This window comes from Shewanella morhuae, from assembly GCF_003028295.1.
Lineage (GTDB): Bacteria > Pseudomonadota > Gammaproteobacteria > Enterobacterales > Shewanellaceae > Shewanella > Shewanella morhuae.
The window spans coordinates 730006-748242 of sequence record NZ_PYSG01000003.1 but is presented as its reverse complement, the minus strand read 5'-3'; the positions used below and the strand labels follow the sequence as shown (position 1 = coordinate 748242).

Below are 18237 nucleotides of genomic sequence, written 5' to 3'. Positions count from 1 at the left end.
CTTGTATCTGTTTGAAGGTCTAAAGGAGTCTGCTTCCGGTTACTTAGAACCCGAACAGGTAGAGTTGCTCAAGCAAGCATACCAAATTGCGCGTGATGCCCATGAAGGGCAAATGCGCACGAGTGGCGAACCTTATATTACTCATCCGGTTGCGGTTGCCCGCATCCTTGCTGAGATGCGTCTTGATCATGAGACGCTGATGGCAGCCCTGCTTCACGATACGATAGAAGACACTTATGTCACCAAAGACGATTTAGCCGAACTTTTCGGTGTCGCGGTGGCTGAGCTTGTTGAAGGCGTATCAAAACTCGATAAGCTTAAATTTCGCGACAAGAAAGAAGCTCAGGCTGAAAACTTCCGCAAAATGATGATGGCGATGACGCAGGATATCCGCGTTATCCTCATCAAGCTTGCCGATAGAACCCACAACATGCGTACCTTAGGCGCACTACGTCCCGACAAACGTCGCCGTATTGCCCGCGAAACCTTAGAAATCTATGCGCCCATCGCTAACCGTCTCGGCATCCATAATATCAAGACTGAGTTAGAAGACTTAGGTTTCCAAGCCTATTATCCGATGCGATATCGGGTACTTAAGGAAGTAGTTAAAGCCGCACGCGGTAATCGCAAAGAATTGATCCAAGGCATTGAAGCCGCTATACATACGCGCTTAAACGATGCGGGTATTCCGGGAAAAGTCAAAGGCCGCGAAAAAAATCTCTACTCCATCTATAACAAGATGCAGAGCAAAGAGCTGCAATTCCAAGAGGTGATGGATATCTACGCCTTTAGGGTGATGGTCGATTCTATCGACACCTGTTATCGCGTGCTTGGTGCCATGCACGGACTTTACAAGCCTCGCCCAGGTCGTTTCAAAGATTATATCGCTATCCCTAAAGCCAACGGTTATCAGTCACTCCATACCTCACTATTTGGCCCACACGGCGTGCCCGTTGAGATCCAAATTCGTACCGAAGATATGGACCAAATGGCCGACAAGGGTGTTGCTGCACACTGGGCCTACAAAGGTGGTGCACAAACTGGCCAAGGCACAACAACTCAAGTGCGTGCCCGTAAGTGGATGCAAAGCTTATTGGAATTACAACAAAGCGCCAGCACCTCATTCGAATTCGTTGAAAACGTGAAAACCGAACTCTTCCCCGAAGAGATTTATGTGTTCACCCCTGAAGGCCGTATTCTTGAATTACCCGTTAATGCCACCGCGGTAGACTTTGCCTACGAAGTGCATACCGATGTAGGCAATACCTGTGTCGGTGCCCGTGTTAACCGTCAGGCATATCCACTCAGTCAGCCGTTAATTTCAGGTCAAACTGTTGAAATTATTACCGCTAAAGGCGCTCGACCTAATGCAGCATGGTTAAACTTTGTCGTTACGGGTAAAGCTCGCGCTAAAATCCGCCAAGTGCTTAAGAGCCTTAAGGGTGATGAAGCCATTGCACTCGGTCGCCGCCTGCTTAACCATGCGCTCGGTAAAACTAAGCTCGATAGCATTGCACCTGAACAGATTGAAAAAGTTATTCGTGATACTAAACACACCTCGCTCGATTCACTATTGGCCGACATTGGTCTTGGCAATGCTATGAGTATTGTTATTGCCCAGCGTTTGATTGGCGATAATCTTGAGAATCAAGAGAGCCGCGATGGCCATATGATGCCAATCCGTGGCGCCGAAGGTATGTTGGTCACCTTTGCCAATTGTTGCCGCCCCATTCCCGGCGACGCGGTTATTGCTCATGTGAGCCCAGGTAAAGGTCTGGTTGTGCATATGGAAAACTGTGCGAATATTCGCGGCTACCAAGGTGAACCTGACAAGTATATTCCCGTGCAATGGGATAATGTCGAAGGTGTCGACTATCAGGCTAATCTACGGGTTGAAATTGTTAATCACCATGGCGCACTGGCGAAGATTACCTCAATTATTGCTGCTGAAGGTTCGAACATTCATAATCTCAGCACTGAAGAACGTGATGGCCGCGTCTATTTGATTAATCTGCGGATTTCAGTCAAAGATCGGGTCCATTTAGCTAACGTGATGCGCCGTATTAGGGTACTACCCGAAGTCTTGCGCACATCGCGTAATCGTTAATTAACTCAAGAATAGAGAGAGCGTCATGGCAGAAAAAATCATTATCGCAACTGAAAACGCCCCTGCGGCAATTGGCACTTATTCACAGGCGGTTAAAGTTGGCAGTACTGTGTATTTATCTGGCCAAATTCCGCTCGTGCCAAGCACAATGCAAATTGTTAGCGATGATTTTGAAGCACAAGTGGTGCAAGTCTTTGACAACCTAACGGCGGTTTGTACTGCTGCGGGTGGCACCATTAACGATATCGTGAAGTTAAATATCTTCCTGATTGATTTAAGCCACTTTGCAAAAGTGAATGAAATCATGAGCCGTTACTTCAGCCAGCCATACCCTGCGCGCGCAGCTATCGGCGTGAAGCAATTACCAAAAGATTCGCAAGTTGAAATGGATGGCGTGATGGAGCTGTAGCTCATCTTCGCATCAACTCAACAAAAAGGCGCTACGGCGTCTTTTTTATTACCTTACAAAAACCATCTATATCACCTGTTTATTCTTTATTATTATTTCACGTTCAGCTTGTCGACTTTGCGCTCAAACATTAAAATTTACAATTCTGCAAACTATTTGCGCCGCATCACAAAACTCGCCATACTGGGCCAAGCCAAAAAATAATAAAGAACAGGGAATTGCCAATGGATACAGCGATTAAGACGCCAATTGAAATGCTGGCGCACTGGGCAAAAACTCAGGGAGATCAAGTCTATTTACGCCAACCGATCAAGGGGCAGTACCTTGATTTCACTTGGGGCGAAGTTCAAGAAAAGGTTCAACAATTAGCGGGCGCTTTACGCCACCTCGGTTTAGAGCACGGTGATAAAGTTGCCGTGCTCTCTAAAAATTGTGCTGAATGGTTTATCACTGACCTTGCGTTAATGCTCGGTGGCTACATCAGCGTACCGATATACCCTACAGCCAATACCGATACGATTCGCTTTGTATTACAGCACAGCGGTGCAAAAGCGATTTTTCTTGGTAAGCTCGATCACTGGGCCGACCAAGAAGCCGGTGTCGGCGGTGAGTTACTGCGCCTTGCTATGCCCTACGAGACAATGCCTGCCCAATATCGATGGGATCAATTACTTAAGCTAGGTTCTCCCTTAATTGATGCGCCGCAGCCCACTTTAGATCAAGTGATGACACTCATCTATACCTCTGGCTCAACGGGTCAACCTAAGGGCGCAATTCAAACCTTCGCTAGCTATGGTTGGACTTGCCAAGCGGTAGTGCGTGATTTACGTACCGACGGTAACGACCGACTTTTATCCTATTTACCCTTAGCGCACATTACCGAACGAGTGGCGATTGAGGGATCCTCTTTCTATTCAGGCAGTGTGGTCGCTTTTGTTGAAGGCCTAGACTCTTTTGTTGCCGACGTACAACGAGCAAAACCGACAGTTTTCTTCTCGGTGCCGCGCTTATGGAGCTTGTTCCAAAAAAATATTATCGACAAAATTGGCGTGGGCAAACTCAACTTGCTGTTAAAAATCCCCTTGATCAGCAGCTTAGTAAAATACAAAATCCATAAAGGCTTAGGGTTAAATCATTGCCGTTTGCTGGGTTCTGGCTCGGCGCCCATTCCACCGTCACTGATCCACTGGTATCACAGTATTGGTCTTAATATCTGTGAAGCATGGGGAATGACAGAAAACTGCGCCTATTCCATTATTAATTATCCCTTCGATGCCCGTAAAATTGGCAGCGTTGGCCGCCCTGTTGAGGATTGCTACATCCGCCAAGGCGAAGATGGCGAGTTACTGCTAAAAAGCCCCGGCTTAATGACGGCTTATTATCTGCAACCTGAAGCAACCGCTGCAGCATTTGATACCGACGGTTTTTTCCATACTGGCGATTTATGCTCTATCGATGCCGATGGTTGCGTAACCATTACTGGCCGAGTCAAAGACAACTTTAAAACCGCCAAGGGCAAATATGTTGCGCCGGTACCTATCGAACGTAAATTAGCCCAAGATCCGCATGTGGAGCTTATCTGCGTAATCGGTTCTGGCTTGCCACATCCCGTTGCATTAGTGCAGTTATCCGAAGGCGCAAATTTACAGGCGCGTGAAGAGGTTCGTTCTTCACTTAAGGCAACACTCGATAGTGTCAATCCACACTTAGAGTCCCACGAACATGTCGATGCGATTGTGGTCGTTAACGAGCCTTGGACGATTGAAAACGACGTACTCACACCGACACTTAAAATCAAACGCCATGTGCTTGAAAAAGCCTTTAGCGAGCGAGTAGACGGTGTTCGCGGCGCACAAGTGCGCTGGGAAGATGAGTTACCTAAAAAATAGTTAAACCAAAACAGTGACATGGCTAATATCAACCCGCCATTATGATAGAGCACGCTGACAGCGTGCTTTTTTATGACATAATCTGTCAAAGTGTTAAGAAATCAAGTATCATGCCGCCAGTCGATTAAGGGCCTACAGCCCTTTTACCATCTTACTTAAAACAGGTCTAACAGAGTTATAAAATGCTAATTACGTTATCTATTCTTGGTGGTTTCATTATTTTGACCTTAGGTGCAGAAGCCCTAGTCCGCGGTGCAAGTTCTATTGCACTACGCTTAGGTATTACGCCTCTTATTATAGGGTTAACGATTGTAGCCTTTGGTACTAGCGCACCAGAATTGGCTGTAAGTGTAAAATCAGCGTTGGCCGGCAACAGCGGCATTGCCTTAGGTAATGTCATTGGATCTAACATTGCTAACATAGGTTTGATTTTAGCGATCACAGCGCTTATCCGCCCTATTCAAGTACAATCCCAAGTCGTGAAACGCGATATCCCTTTGATGATATTGGCTTCAATGCTGTTCTGGGGACTCTTGTTAGATGGTGAGCTGAGCCTAATTGATGGCGTAGTATTGCTATCACTGCTGGTAGGTTATTTAGCTTTTAGTTACATCAGTTCAAAAAATAGTAATGAAGAGGAAGAAATTGAAGCGGGTCCAAATAACCCATTACTTTCAGTCCTATTTATTGTTGTTGGTATTAGTATGTTGGTCGGCGGCGGTATTTTGTTTGTTAATGGCGCAGTAGACTTAGCTAAAACATTTGGCGTGAGTGAAGTCATTATCGGCCTAACTATCGTGGCAATTGGCACCAGTATGCCTGAATTAGTCACCTCAGTTATTGCGGCACTTAAGGGCCAAAGTGATATCGCCATTGGTAACGTTGTAGGCTCTAACTTATTCAATATTTTGGGTATTTTAGGCGTAACCGCTATTGTTCAACCTGTGTCAGCGCTGGGGTTTCAGTCAATAGATTTTATCGTGATGTTAGCATTTGCAGTCATCATTTTACCTTTTGCTTGGACAGGTTTACGTATCGGCCGCCGCGAAGGCACCGTACTATTACTAGGCTACTTAGGTTACATGGGTTATTTAGTTAACCAAGCTAGCACACAAGCTTTGGTTTAAAAGCAAAGCCAGCAAATAGCGATTAAAAACACCGGAATCATTCCGGTGTTTTGCTATCTATGCCTTGGCTGCTAAACACCGTTTGATTTCCCCCTTATAACCCTTGAGATTGCCTTACGCTTATTCTCTGTTAATATATGTATAAATTCACAGTGATTGAGTGCTAACGACTTGCAGCAATTGGATCTTGTTCCGATCACCGACCTCAAAGGCGTCGCCAAAAAGGTCGCGGAAAAACTCGCAAAACTCGGCATCACAACAGTACAAGATCTGCTGTTTCATTTACCGCTGCGCTACGAAGATAGAACCCAAATTTATCCGATTGCCGCCTTAAGCCAAGGTGGTTATGGCACCGTAGAAGCACAAATCCAATCGACGCAAATTATTCAAGGCCGCAAACGTATGTTGGTCTGCAATGTGCGCGATGATACGGGCAGCTTAAGCCTGCGCTTTTTTAACTTTTCCGTCGCCCAGCGTAATGCGATGCAAAACGGTTTAATGATCCGCGCCTACGGTGAAGTCCGCCGTGGCAGCCATCAAGCCGAGATAGTGCATCCTGAATATAAAGTGGTACATCCGGGTGAAGATATTCAGCTAAGCGATACACTAACGCCAATTTATCCCACTACTGAAGGCTTAAAGCAGGCGAGTTGGCTCAAGCTGACCGAGCAAGCCTTGGTATTATTGGATGATGGAGGCCTAACTGAACTGTTATCACCGCAATTGCAACCGAACAACATCAGCTTAAAGCAAGCGCTGCAAACGCTGCATCGTCCTCCTGCGGGGATATCACAATTTGATTTAGAGTTAGGCCAACACCCCGCCCAGCAGCGACTGGTGCAGGAAGAATTACTCGCCCACAATCTCAGCATGTTACGCCTAAGGCAGCGTAGTAATTTAGACGCTGCGGTTACCATGCCCGCCACAGGGCAGTTGCTCAATCCCTTCCTCGCTGCTTTACCATTTAAGCCCACAGGCGCCCAGCAAAGAGTGGTGACCGATATAGGCAAAGATTTAGAAAAACCGCACCCTATGATGCGCTTAGTACAAGGGGATGTTGGTTCAGGTAAAACCTTAGTGGCGGCGATGGCTGCATTGCAAGCAATTGAAAATGGTTACCAAGTGGCTATGATGGCGCCAACAGAGTTATTGGCCGAGCAGCATGCGACTAACTTTGCCGCTTGGTTTGAGCCACTTGGACTTAAAGTCGGTTGGCTGGCGGGTAAGCTCAAGGGCAAAGTTAGAACACAATCATTAGAAGATATACAATCGGGCGCGGCGCAAATGGTGATTGGTACCCACGCAATATTCCAGCAGCATGTGGTCTTTAACAAACTCGCACTAATTATTATCGATGAGCAGCATAGGTTCGGCGTACACCAACGCTTAGGTCTACGAGAAAAGGGCGTGAATCAAGGGTTTCATCCGCATCAATTGATCATGACGGCAACGCCGATCCCGCGCACGCTGGCAATGACAGCCTACGCGGATCTCGATACCTCTATTATCGATGAACTGCCGCCGGGGCGAACGCCTGTGACTACCGTGGCGATTGCCGATACGCGTCGTAACGAAGTGCTCGAACGGGTGCGCAATGCCGTCATCACCGACAAACGCCAAGCCTATTGGGTGTGTACTCTGATTGAAGAATCCGAAGTGCTCGAATGCCAAGCCGCAGAAGACACCGCCGAAGAACTGCGCCTCGCCTTGCCAGAACTCAATATTGGCCTGGTGCATGGGAGATTAAAAAGTGCTGAAAAACAGCAGATCATGGCCGACTTTAAAGCAGGAATTATCCATTTATTAGTCGCGACGACGGTAATTGAAGTCGGCGTCGACGTACCAAATTCTAGCCTGATGATCATTGAAAACCCTGAACGTTTGGGTTTGGCGCAACTACACCAATTGCGCGGACGAGTCGGGCGAGGCGCCATAGCAAGCCATTGTGTGTTACTCTACAAGGCGCCGCTAAGTCATACTGCAACCCAAAGGCTGAGTGTACTCAGGCAAAGTAATGATGGTTTTATCATAGCGCAAAAAGACTTAGAAATTCGTGGTCCAGGAGAAGTGCTAGGGACTAAACAAACTGGACTCGCCGAGCTTAAAATTGCTGATTTGGTGCGGGATCAAGCGTTAATCCCACACATTCAAAAACTGGCAAATCATGTGATGGCACAGACACCTGAAAAGGTCGATGCAATTATCTTACGTTGGCTCGGCCATAGGCAACATTATGTGCAGGCTTAAGTTTTTAACTTAGGCTTCAAAGATAAGGCCAAGAAAGATAATGTGACTCGAGATTCAAAATAAATTGTTAATGTTCAGCTAAGCGCTATAGACAAGCGCATGAAAACTTGCAGAATAAACCAGTGGTATAAGAATGATACCGCTCTTGCACGTTAATATTAGCGACATGTATTCACCAAGTTACCTTAACACTCAAGCTAAGGATGTAAAATGCAAGTTAATCAAGATGATAGAATAGACCCTAAAGAAACATCTTCAAGCAGTAATCGCTTTGCACTTTTGGCGATAGTGCTCGTTATCCTACTTTCTGTTGGAGGCTATTATTACTACAGTAATGATTCTGACTCACCCAAACTTATCCCCAATGCGCCGATCGTGTTGCCTGAAACGCCGTCGTCTGAGCCAATGACGCTCGAAAATGCGCCTGAGCCAGAAACCGAAGATGTCGCCCCAGCAACAGCAGAAACAGACAACAGTAATACCAATACACCTGTCGTGGCTGAGCCTGAAGTGATAGCTGAGCCAGTACCCGCATTGGCTGAAAGTGATACTTTTGTGCAACAAAAGGCCCTTTCGCTGATTAATAATAATGTGGTCGCATCTTCATTAGTACAACAAGATTTAGCCCGCCAATTTGTCGTATTTGTAGACAATTTAGCTCAAGGCGAATTAACCCGTAAGGTTAGCCCAATCAAAGGTCCAGAAAAACTGTTCACGGTTTCTGAAATCACCAATAAGGTGTATTTGAACCCTGAGGGTTTCCACCGATATGATGCTTACGTTGATTCAATTGCAAAAATGGACGAGCAAAGCTTAATGGCTACTTATAAGCAAATGACGCCCATGCTAGAAGAAGCCTTTAGCGAACTTGGCTACAGCAACGCCAAATTCAACGACAGAATGCTACAAGCTATTAAATTGCTACTGGCGGCACCTATTGTTGAAGACCCGATTGAATTAAGCTCAATTAGCGTTAACTATCAATTTGTTGACCCTGACTTAGAAGCATTACCTAGTGCTCAAAAATTACTGATCCGTATGGGGCCAGAAAATACCCGCAAACTCAAAGTCGCATTGCGCAAGTTAGAGAACCAACTCGCGCCGTAGACTCTTTGTCATAAATTATCGAGTTAACCGTAAAAGGCGCTTCATGCGCCTTTTCTATTTTTATGCTGACTAAATTTTTAAATGTTGTCACCACAGCAAAGATTGTTGAGCAAGATCATTTAGCTGTCGAAAATAGCAACATAGATCTGCAATCCATTAACTCATACGATGCAAATGGCTTCATAAAAATGAAGGTCTTAGTGTAGAATAGCCACCTTGTGGGGCGTTAAAACTCGCGTTTACAGCACGCTTACACCTAACGGTGGTGAGTCACCATCCATGTTCTAACTTATGAGTTAGGGATAACTAAGACAGCTTAAATTAAGTGTCGAGGCAAAGTAGTGCAATTAACATTCAGCATTCTATCTTGGGGCGCATGGGCTCCCCAATATCAGCACCACCAGAGCTGGCGTGATTGGCGTAAAAGCTCGGCTGAATCGACATTGACGATAGGTTCACCAGAACAAGACACCCGCTCCCCTGCTCTAGCACATATCCCTGCTATGCAGCGGCGCCGTTTTAGCCGCTTAACTAAAATGATGTTAGATGTGAGCTTTCAATGCAAGGCGCCACCTAATTGTCGGTCTATTTTTTCCTCGCGTCACGGTGAACTGCCCCGCACTATTGGTTTACTCGAAGACATTATTACCAAACAGCCATTATCTCCCTTAGGATTTAGCCAATCAGTACACAATACGGCTAGCGGTATCTTTGGCATAGTGATGCAAAACACCACCCAATCGACTTCAATAGCGGCAGGAGAAGAAACCTTATCACAAGCGATGGTTGAAGCTTTTGCACAGTTGCACCAATCTTCTGAACCATTGTTATTGGTGTTTGGCGACGATCCTGTGCCGCCGGTATATGATGAGTTTACTCAAGAATTTGAGCTTCCTTTGGCGCTCGGCTTTACACTCGCGCCCTTTGATGCCAAAGCATCAGTTAAACTCACAGTAAGCCCATTATGCCGTGATGTATCATCAAAGCTTAACCCATTAACCTATGGCGAATTTATTCACGCCCTAGCGACATCACAAAATATTTCAGGCTGCTTATCTCGTTGGTATTGGCGTTTAGAACATGTCTAATCCAGTGCGTCATCAACTACATTTAAGGGTAAACGTGGCTGAGAGTTTGCCAGAGCCTCGCCGCACAGGGTTACATTACCTACCACGTTGGTTAGGCGGCGTAAGTTGTTATATTACCTTTGGATTAGGTGGTTTATTCAGCTCGCTAACTATTTTGCCACTATTGCGTTTTTGGCCGGGGACAGCTGAAGCACGGATTATTCGAGTGCAAAAAGCAGTGCATATTATGTTCAAAGGTTTTGTCGCTATGCTCACTTGGGCTGGCGTGATCAAAGTCAGCTGCCATAATGCGCCAACATTGCACGCTGCCAGAGGCATTATTGTTATCGCTAATCATCCCAGCTTAGTTGATGTGGTGGTATTGATTAGCTTAATGCCCAATGCCGGTTGCATCGTCAAACAGGGCTTGTGGCGTAATCCGTTTTTACGTGGCGTCTTATCTTGCGCGGGTTATATTCCTAATCGCGGCGCCGAACTCATGCTAGAAGATTGCCGCGAAGTGCTTGCTAGAGGCACTAATTTGATCATTTTCCCAGAGGGTACACGTACGGTTACTGGTCAAACGATTAATAACTTTGCTCGCGGCGCCGCCAATATTGCACTGAGGGTTGAGGCAGATATTTTACCTGTGGTGCTACGTACCAACGTGCGCGGTTTGACAAAGGAACAACCTTGGTATGAAATCCCCAGACAAACCATAGGGATGGCCGTTGAAATCGGCGCAACCGTTTCTTACCAAAAGTACCAAGCGGTTTTAGGTGAACAGGCAAAAATGGCCCGACAATTAACTCGGGATCTTGAACATTATTATAAACAACAACTCGAAAATAATTATGAACTTAAACAATGAAATAAAGCAGTTAATCATCGACTGTCTCGATCTAGAAGATGTTAGCGTCGATGATATTCAAACCGATGCGCCGCTCTTTGGCGAAGGTCTAGGCTTAGATTCAATCGACGCCCTAGAGCTAGGCTTAGCCATCAAGAAAAAGTTTGATATCAAAATCGAAGCGAATTCCGATGCGACTAAGGCCCATTTTAACAGTGTCGCTAGCTTAGCTCGCTTTATCGAATCACAGCGTCCATAGGAGAGGAATATGCAAAATCGTCAACAAATCCTCGCTATGCTAACCACTATTCTAGTGGAAGAATTCGAAATTGATGCTGGTGCAATAACCCCAGAAGCCAACCTGTATGAAGAACTCGATTTGGACAGTATCGATGCCGTCGATCTGGTGATTAAATTACAGCAACTGACAGGGAAAAAAATTAAACCTGATGACTTTAAATCAGTGCGCACCATCAACGATGTTGTTAATGCCATCGAAGGTTTAGTAAAAGATTAATGCGCGCCTTGCTACAGGTCTTAACTGCCCTAACCTTACTGGCCTATCCGCTTGCCGTGTATTTTGGGCTAAATTATTTACCTGCTGGCACCATAGCGTTAGTGCTGTGTTTATTACTGACAGTGCGCTTAATACTACAAAAGCAAAAGGTTAAGACATTAGTGTTACCACTACTGGTGGGGATAGCGCTCACTGCAGGCAGTTATCTAGCAAAACGCAGCGACTGGCTTTTGTATTACCCTGTGGTTATCAATCTCACTATGCTGGCACTGTTCAGTTACTCACTGCACAAGGGTCCTTGCATGATAGAGCGTTTAGCCCGTTTAAAAGAGCCCGATTTACCGGATGAAGCTATACCTTACCTTAAAAAAGTCACCCTGCTTTGGTGTGGCTTATTTGTGTTAAATGGCACGATGGCGGCGTATACCGCTGGCTTTACTCGCTTAGCAACCTGGACCTTGTATAACGGTTTGATTGCATACGTACTCATGGGACTGCTCCTCGGTGGGGAATGGTTATATCGCAGCTTTTGGTTGAAGAAAACATGACACAGCTACTCAAAAACTGGTTAACCCAAGGGCCTTTTGCCCAGCAATTAATAAGCTTTAATCACCACGACCTCGTCACTGGTGCATTATTTACTAATCAGGTGGCGTATTTTTACGAGCAGCTGCTCGCGGCGCCCGAGAAAAAATGGCTACTCGCCAGTGATGCCAGTGATCTGTTTGCCGTGGGGTTGTGTGCGGCGCTATTAGCCGGCAAAGAAATCATCCTGCCAGCCAATACCCAAACGGGCACTCTTAGCGAGTTAACGCACGAGTTTGATGGCATATTGTCTGACAAGCCCTTGTGCGAAAGTCACGCTTTTATTTTGTTGAAAAAAGAGCTGAGCCTGCCCAATAAACCTTGGCCTACAAGTGCAACCATCGGAGAATTAGTACTTTTTACTTCAGGTAGTAGCGGCGAAGCTAAGGCGATTCGTAAAACACTGACACAATTAGATATTGAAGTGTCAGTGCTCGAACATACCTTTGCCGAGCATTTACCCCATTGCAGCGTAATTTCAACGGTTTCGCATCAACATATTTATGGTCTGTTATTCAAAATTTTATGGCCATTAGCCGCCAGTCGGCCATTTTTAAGCGAGCAAATTGAATACCCAGAAACCCTAAGTTATTACACTGCTTTACTGCCAAATCTGTGTTTGATCAGTAGTCCTGCCCAACTATCACGCCTACCCAAAGCCTTAGAGCACGAAAAACAACTGCACTCACCCAGCTTAGTGTTTAGCTCAGGCGGCCCATTAAGCTTTACCGCAGCAACAGGCATTAACCAATGCTATGGTCATCTGCCGATTGAAATTTTTGGCAGCACGGAAACTGGCGGCATCGCCTATCGACGCCAGCATGAGGCAGATGAGCCTTGGCAAGTGTTTGACAGAATATTGATAGATCAAGATTTTACCGATGGAGCCTTACTGCTTAAATCACCCTATTTGGCGGATGATGAATGGCTGCGCTGCGAAGATAAAATCGAACCAACTGAAAATGGTCAGTTTAGACTCAAAGGCCGACTCGATCGCATTGTTAAGATTGAAGAAAAACGCCTGTCGCTGGCGCAAATGGAAACGCTTATGTGCAGCCATGCCTATGTTGAGCAAACCGCACTGGTGATAGTGCCACAGTTTAAATCCCAACTGGGCGCGGTTATAACACTGTCAGAACTCGGGCGTAAGGTGCTACAAGAACAAGGCAAGCTCAGCATTAACAATGCCCTAAAGGCACATTTACTGACTCAATTTGAACGAGTAACACTGCCACGTCGCTGGCGTTATCCCGATATTTTGCCGCTGAATACTCAGGGTAAGCGTGTCACTACCGAGTTAGTCGAGTTATTTAACCATGATTAAATCGAATTTACCGCCAATCCTGCATTCCGATATCGGCATTGATAATATTGAATTACGTCTATTAGTGGCGGCCGACCTTGAGTATTTTAATGGTCATTTCCCCGAGCAAGCCGTATTGCCGGGCGTGACTCAGTTAGATTGGGCGGTGCGTTTAGGCTGTGAGTATTTTGGTTATGCCGAGGCGGTGGCGAACCTCGAAGTGTTGAAATTTCAGCAACTCATTCTGCCAGGCCAAGAAGTCACTTTAAGTATTCACAATAATGCCGCTAAAGGTAAATTCACCTTCGCTTACCGCGATGGCGATAAGCGTTACGCTTCAGGCCGTATTGCCTTTGATACTCAGCCTTTAGACATCGAGCCCTCTCATATCAATAAAAGCAATGGGGCGAGCCAGTGCTAACGCCATCCAGCAACAAAGACCTAACTGTGCCAGCGCCAATCAAGCTTGTCTTGGTGATCCCAAATTACAATCACAACGCCGCTATAGCTCAAACCTTGGCAGAGCTTGCCCCGTTTAATTTGCCCTGTTATTTGATTGATGATGGCAGCAATGACGAAACTCGCTATTTACTACAAGCCTTAGCCCAACAATATGTTTGGGTGACATTGCTGCAACATCCCTACAATCGTGGCAAGGGCGCAGCAGTCATCACAGGTCTACGCCGTGCCTACCGCGATGGTTTTAGCCATGTATTGCAAGTCGATGCCGATGGCCAACATGATTTAAGCGATATTACAGCGATGATGGCAAAGGCGCAGGCCACACCCAATGCATTGATATCAGGTAAGCCAAAATACGATGACTCTGTGCCTAAAGCGCGCTTTTATGGGCGTTATCTCACCAATTTTTGGGTATGGATAGAAACCTTAAGCTTTGATATTCAAGATTCTATGTGTGGCTTTCGTATTTATCCGCTCGCCGCCACTGAACATTTACTACGCCAACACGCATTAACGGAACGTATGGATTTTGATATCGAAATCCTCGTAAAACTTTATTGGCAAGGCGTAGAGATTTTATTCCAACCGACTAAAGTGATCTATCCCGCAGGCGGAGTCAGCCATTTTAAAGCTGTGGCCGATAATGTCCGCATCACAAAACTGCACACTAAGCTGTTTTTTGGCATGTTAAAACGCCTGCCTTGGTTGCTAAAACGCAAGCTACTGCAACAAGCTGCACCCATTCCCAATGCAATATTAGACACAAAAGCGACTTCGGCACATTGGTCTGATTTAAAAGAGCGCGGCAGTTATTGGGGCATAAAACTGTTAGTGCAAAGCTATCGAATTGGCGGCCATTGGTTATGCCGCGCTATTATGTATCCGGTGATTTGTTATTTCTTTCTCACGGGAAAAGTTACCCGCGAAGCATCATTAAACTTTCTCCGTCGTGTACAACAACTTGAGCCGCAGCAGCCAAAACTTAATAACCCCGTAGATTGGCGCGATAGCTTGAATCACTTTTTAGCCTTTGGGAATGCAGCGCTCGATAGAATTGATGCTTGGTGCGATCGGATCCAATTAAATCAAGTCGATTTCCCAGACCGCCAACTCCTGGTCGACCAGCTCGAAAGTGGTAAAGGCGCCGTGTTATTGGTGTCTCATCTGGGTAATTTAGAGCTTTGCCGCGCGATCTCCATCCACCAGCGCAAGGTCAAAGTGAATGTGATGGTATTAACCAGCCATGCAGAAAACTTTAATAAGGTACTCAAACAGTTAAATCCAGATAGTACGCTCAATCTTATCCAAGTGACCGAGCTTAACCCCGCGACATCTATGTTATTGCAACAAAAAGTAGAAGACGGCGAGTTAGTCGTGATCGCGGGCGACAGAACCTCATCGAACACACTAAATCGCGTCATATACGCACCGTTTATGGGTCAAGATGCGGCATTTCCACAGGGGCCATTTATTTTGGCTGGCTTACTTGATTGCCCAGTGTTTTTGATGTTTTGTCTGCGGGAACGAGGGCGTTATAGGGTACATTTAGAACACTTTGCACAGACGCTCAAAGGCCCAAGAGCGGGCAGGATGGACAGGTTACAGCAGGCCGTTAATCGCTATAGCGAGCGTTTAGAATATTTCGCCCGACGCGAACCGCTACAATGGTTTAACTTTTTCGATTTTTGGCGAAAAGACAGCGAACCGCAACACACTAGCAATCATTCAATCCAAGTAGAAGCATCAGCGCAAACTCACAAGACCGACAGGACGCAGTATCCATGAGCCACACCAAAACAGCCGACTCAAAGAGTCAATCAGACCTACAGACTGTTGAATTTGGCCGTCAATTTATCACCTTAGAACAAGTGGTTGCCGTTGCCAAGGGCGCGCCAGTCAAGCTCTGTGACGATGCGGATTATCAAGAGTATATTCAAAAAGGTGCGCGCTTTATCGATAGCCTGCTGCACGAAGAAGGTGTGGTTTATGGCGTTACAACAGGCTACGGCGACTCTTGCACTGTCAATGTGAGCTTAGATTTAGTCCACGAATTACCGCTACATTTAACCCGTTTCCATGGCTGCGGATTAGGGGAAACCTTAAGCATAATGCAGGCTCGCGCCGTAATGGCGTGCCGCTTAAACTCCTTAGCCATTGGTAAATCGGGCGTCACCTATGAGCTATTAAAGCATATCGAAACCTTGCTCAATCTTAATATTGTGCCAGTGATCCCAGAGGAAGGCTCCGTTGGTGCCAGCGGTGATTTAACGCCGTTGTCGTATCTGGCCGCCGTGTTAGTCGGTGAGCGTGAGGTGATGTATCAAGGTCAGCGCCAAGCGACTCAAGATGTGTACGCCAAACTCAATATTACCCCGCACGTACTGCGACCCAAAGAAGGTTTAGCCTTGATGAACGGCACTGCGGTGATGACGGCATTAGCCTGTTTAGCCTTTGATCGCGCCCAATATCTGGCCCGTTTAGCGAGCCGCATTACCGCAATGGCGTCGTTAACCCTTAAAGGTAACTCAAACCATTTTGATGAAATTTTATTTGCGGCCAAACCGCATCCGGGGCAAAACCAAATTGCCACTTGGATACGGGAAGATTTGAACCACCACCAACATCCGCGTAATTCTGACAGGCTACAAGATAGGTATTCGATTCGCTGCGCGCCGCATATTATCGGCGTATTGCAGGATGCTCTACCGTTTATGCGCCAATTTATTGAAACCGAAGTCAATAGCGCCAACGACAACCCGATTGTTGACGGCGAAGGTGAGCATATTCTCCACGGCGGTCATTTTTACGGTGGCCATATCGCCTTTGCGATGGACTCGTTAAAAAATACGGTGGCGAACTTGGCCGATCTTATCGATCGCCAAATGGCATTGGTGATGGATCCTAAGTTTAACAACGGTCTACCCGCTAATTTATCTGGTTCAACCGGCCCACGCAGCGCGATTAATCATGGTTTTAAAGCCGTGCAAATTGGCGTATCGGCGTGGACAGCAGAAGCGCTAAAACACACTATGCCCGCTAGCGTGTTCTCACGCTCAACCGAATGCCACAACCAAGACAAGGTGAGTATGGGCACAATAGCTGCCCGCGACTGTATGCGCGTATTGCAATTAACTGAGCAAGTCGCCGCTGCTGCTTTGCTCGCCATGACTCAAGGCATTGGCCTGCGTATCGCGCAAAATGAGTTAGATGAAGCTTCACTCACGCCATCACTGGCGAAAACCCTCGCCCAAGTGCGCGAGGATTTTGAGACCTTAATTGAAGATAGGCCGCTCGAAGCCGTACTACGCCAAACCATAGCTAAAATCCAAGCGGGAGAATGGGAAGTATGCCGATGAAATCACTACTCAGTGTCGACATAGAAATACAAATCCCCTTCCACGATGTGGATTCCATGGGGATCACTTGGCACGGCAATTATCTGCGCTATTTTGAAATTGCTCGCTGCAAACTGCTCGATGAGTTGGGCTACAACTACCGCCAAATGCAAGCATCTAACTATGCGTGGCCGATTATTGATTTGCAGATTAAATACGTCAAAGCCAGTACCTTCGAACAAAAAATCACCGTGCGCGCCGAGTTAGTCGAGTGGGAAAACCGCTTAAAAATCAATTATCAAATTCGCGATATTGAAACAGGGGCGCGCATTACTAAGGGTTATACGATCCAAGCGGCGGTCGATATGGCTACCCAAGAATTGTGCTTTGTTACCCCTGATGTGTTCCGTGACAAAATAGCCACTCTGCTTGCGAAGGTTGAAGACTAATGAACGCCACGCTAACACTTATCAAACTTGGTTTTATCCTGTGTTTAACTAGCGTTTTGCTATCAGCACAGGTCAAAGCCGATGCGCCGATAACCGTGGCTTCTGCCAGCAATTATCAAACGCTTTTCAGCCAAAACGCAGATAAAACCAAACTTATCGCCCTGAGTAAAAAGCTTAACTTGGGCGAAACAGTGCGAGGTCATTTTGTGCAATCTCGGCAGTTAAAGGTGCTTAAAAAGCCGTTAATCAGCCAAGGGCAGTTTATCTTTGATCAAACCCAAGGGCTTATTTGGCAACAGATAACGCCTTTTGAGTCGCTACTGATTTTAAAAGATAAACAACTTATTCAGCGTGACAGCCAAGGTCGAGTACAAATCAGCAAGGCCGATACTTCGCCGAGCGCTGCCGCGATGGGCGATTTATTACCCAGCCTAGTGCGAGCTATGCTCGGCGGTGATATTTCTGGTTTAAGCGAAAACTTCGAGCTGCACTTTTTAGGCACTGAAAGGTTAAATACTGAAAGCTTAAGCTCGGAGAGGTTAAGCACAAATGGCCAATGGCAATTAGGCTTAACGCCCAAAGATCCCTTAATGAAAAAAGCCGTCGCCAATATGGTGTTAGAGGGTAGCGATGTGTTGCAATCTTTAGTGTTGTTAAGCGCTGCGCCCAGTGTGAGCGTGCAGGATATCACCCGTATCGACTTTAGTGAGCTCACTCAAGGCACACTGAGTGAGGCTGAATTGGCGCAGTATTCGTTGGCTTTCGATACCAGTAAACCTTAGC

The 18237-nt window shown here is 46.3% G+C and carries 17 protein-coding genes; all 17 read left to right on the top strand.

Annotated features, from left to right (window positions below):
• Nucleotide 1: 1 nt before the first annotated feature.
• The 17 genes from spoT (at nucleotide 2) to C9I43_RS17860 (ending at nucleotide 18236) form a co-directional block, all read left to right on the top strand.
• Nucleotides 2–2107, top strand: coding sequence for a bifunctional GTP diphosphokinase/guanosine-3',5'-bis pyrophosphate 3'-pyrophosphohydrolase (spoT, locus tag C9I43_RS17940; RefSeq protein WP_076497136.1), 2106 nt, complete (start codon nucleotides 2–4; stop codon nucleotides 2105–2107).
• A gap of 25 nt (nucleotides 2108–2132) precedes the next feature.
• On the top strand, nucleotides 2133–2516 hold the full coding sequence (gene ridA, locus C9I43_RS17935; RefSeq protein WP_076497137.1) for a deaminase RidA: 384 nt from the start codon (nucleotides 2133–2135) through the stop codon (nucleotides 2514–2516).
• A gap of 224 nt (nucleotides 2517–2740) precedes the next feature.
• Nucleotides 2741–4405, top strand: a complete 1665-nt coding sequence (locus C9I43_RS17930; RefSeq protein WP_107884974.1) for an AMP-binding protein — start codon at nucleotides 2741–2743, stop codon at nucleotides 4403–4405.
• Nucleotides 4406–4587: 182 nt separating this feature from the next.
• Nucleotides 4588–5532, top strand: a complete 945-nt coding sequence (locus C9I43_RS17925) for a calcium/sodium antiporter (RefSeq protein ID WP_107884972.1) — start codon at nucleotides 4588–4590, stop codon at nucleotides 5530–5532.
• A 171-nt stretch (nucleotides 5533–5703) separates the two neighbouring features.
• A complete protein-coding gene (gene recG, locus C9I43_RS17920; RefSeq protein ID WP_107884970.1) occupies nucleotides 5704–7779 on the top strand; it encodes an ATP-dependent DNA helicase RecG in 2076 nt (691 codons plus the stop codon).
• A gap of 210 nt (nucleotides 7780–7989) precedes the next feature.
• Entirely contained in the window at nucleotides 7990–8886 is an 897-nt protein-coding gene (locus C9I43_RS17915; protein ID WP_107884968.1) for a DUF3014 domain-containing protein, read from the top strand.
• Between the two features lie 341 nt (nucleotides 8887–9227).
• The gene (locus C9I43_RS17910) at nucleotides 9228–9974 is read left to right on the top strand and encodes a beta-ketoacyl synthase chain length factor (protein WP_107884966.1); all 747 of its coding nucleotides are present in this window, start codon (nucleotides 9228–9230) and stop codon (nucleotides 9972–9974) included.
• On the top strand, nucleotides 9967–10824 hold the full coding sequence (locus C9I43_RS17905) for a lysophospholipid acyltransferase family protein (RefSeq protein ID WP_107884964.1): 858 nt from the start codon (nucleotides 9967–9969) through the stop codon (nucleotides 10822–10824). The genes C9I43_RS17910 and C9I43_RS17905 overlap by 8 nt, the downstream gene beginning before the upstream one ends.
• Nucleotides 10808–11062 carry a phosphopantetheine-binding protein gene (locus C9I43_RS17900; RefSeq protein WP_076497144.1) on the top strand — a complete coding sequence of 85 codons (255 nt, stop codon included), beginning with the start codon at nucleotides 10808–10810 and terminating at the stop codon, nucleotides 11060–11062. The genes C9I43_RS17905 and C9I43_RS17900 overlap by 17 nt, the downstream gene beginning before the upstream one ends.
• A gap of 9 nt (nucleotides 11063–11071) precedes the next feature.
• A complete protein-coding gene (locus tag C9I43_RS17895) occupies nucleotides 11072–11320 on the top strand; it encodes an acyl carrier protein (RefSeq protein ID WP_107884962.1) in 249 nt (82 codons plus the stop codon).
• The gene (locus C9I43_RS17890) at nucleotides 11320–11868 is read left to right on the top strand and encodes a COG4648 family protein (RefSeq protein ID WP_107884960.1); all 549 of its coding nucleotides are present in this window, start codon (nucleotides 11320–11322) and stop codon (nucleotides 11866–11868) included. Before C9I43_RS17895 ends, C9I43_RS17890 begins: the two co-directional genes overlap by 1 nt.
• Nucleotides 11865–13229: an AMP-binding protein gene (locus C9I43_RS17885; protein ID WP_107884958.1), complete on the top strand. Its 1365-nt coding sequence runs from the start codon at nucleotides 11865–11867 to the stop codon at nucleotides 13227–13229. Before C9I43_RS17890 ends, C9I43_RS17885 begins: the two co-directional genes overlap by 4 nt.
• Nucleotides 13222–13629, top strand: a complete 408-nt coding sequence (locus C9I43_RS17880) for a 3-hydroxyacyl-ACP dehydratase FabZ family protein (protein WP_107884956.1) — start codon at nucleotides 13222–13224, stop codon at nucleotides 13627–13629. The genes C9I43_RS17885 and C9I43_RS17880 overlap by 8 nt, the downstream gene beginning before the upstream one ends.
• A complete protein-coding gene (locus C9I43_RS17875; protein WP_107884954.1) occupies nucleotides 13623–15455 on the top strand; it encodes a glycosyltransferase family 2 protein in 1833 nt (610 codons plus the stop codon). Before C9I43_RS17880 ends, C9I43_RS17875 begins: the two co-directional genes overlap by 7 nt.
• Nucleotides 15452–17026, top strand: a complete 1575-nt coding sequence (locus tag C9I43_RS17870) for an HAL/PAL/TAL family ammonia-lyase (protein WP_107884952.1) — start codon at nucleotides 15452–15454, stop codon at nucleotides 17024–17026. The genes C9I43_RS17875 and C9I43_RS17870 overlap by 4 nt, the downstream gene beginning before the upstream one ends.
• Nucleotides 17023–17454, top strand: a complete 432-nt coding sequence (locus tag C9I43_RS17865) for an acyl-CoA thioesterase (protein ID WP_107884950.1) — start codon at nucleotides 17023–17025, stop codon at nucleotides 17452–17454. The genes C9I43_RS17870 and C9I43_RS17865 overlap by 4 nt, the downstream gene beginning before the upstream one ends.
• Nucleotides 17454–18236, top strand: coding sequence for an outer membrane lipoprotein carrier protein LolA (locus C9I43_RS17860; protein WP_107884948.1), 783 nt, complete (start codon nucleotides 17454–17456; stop codon nucleotides 18234–18236). The genes C9I43_RS17865 and C9I43_RS17860 overlap by 1 nt, the downstream gene beginning before the upstream one ends.
• Nucleotide 18237: the final 1 nt, after the last annotated feature.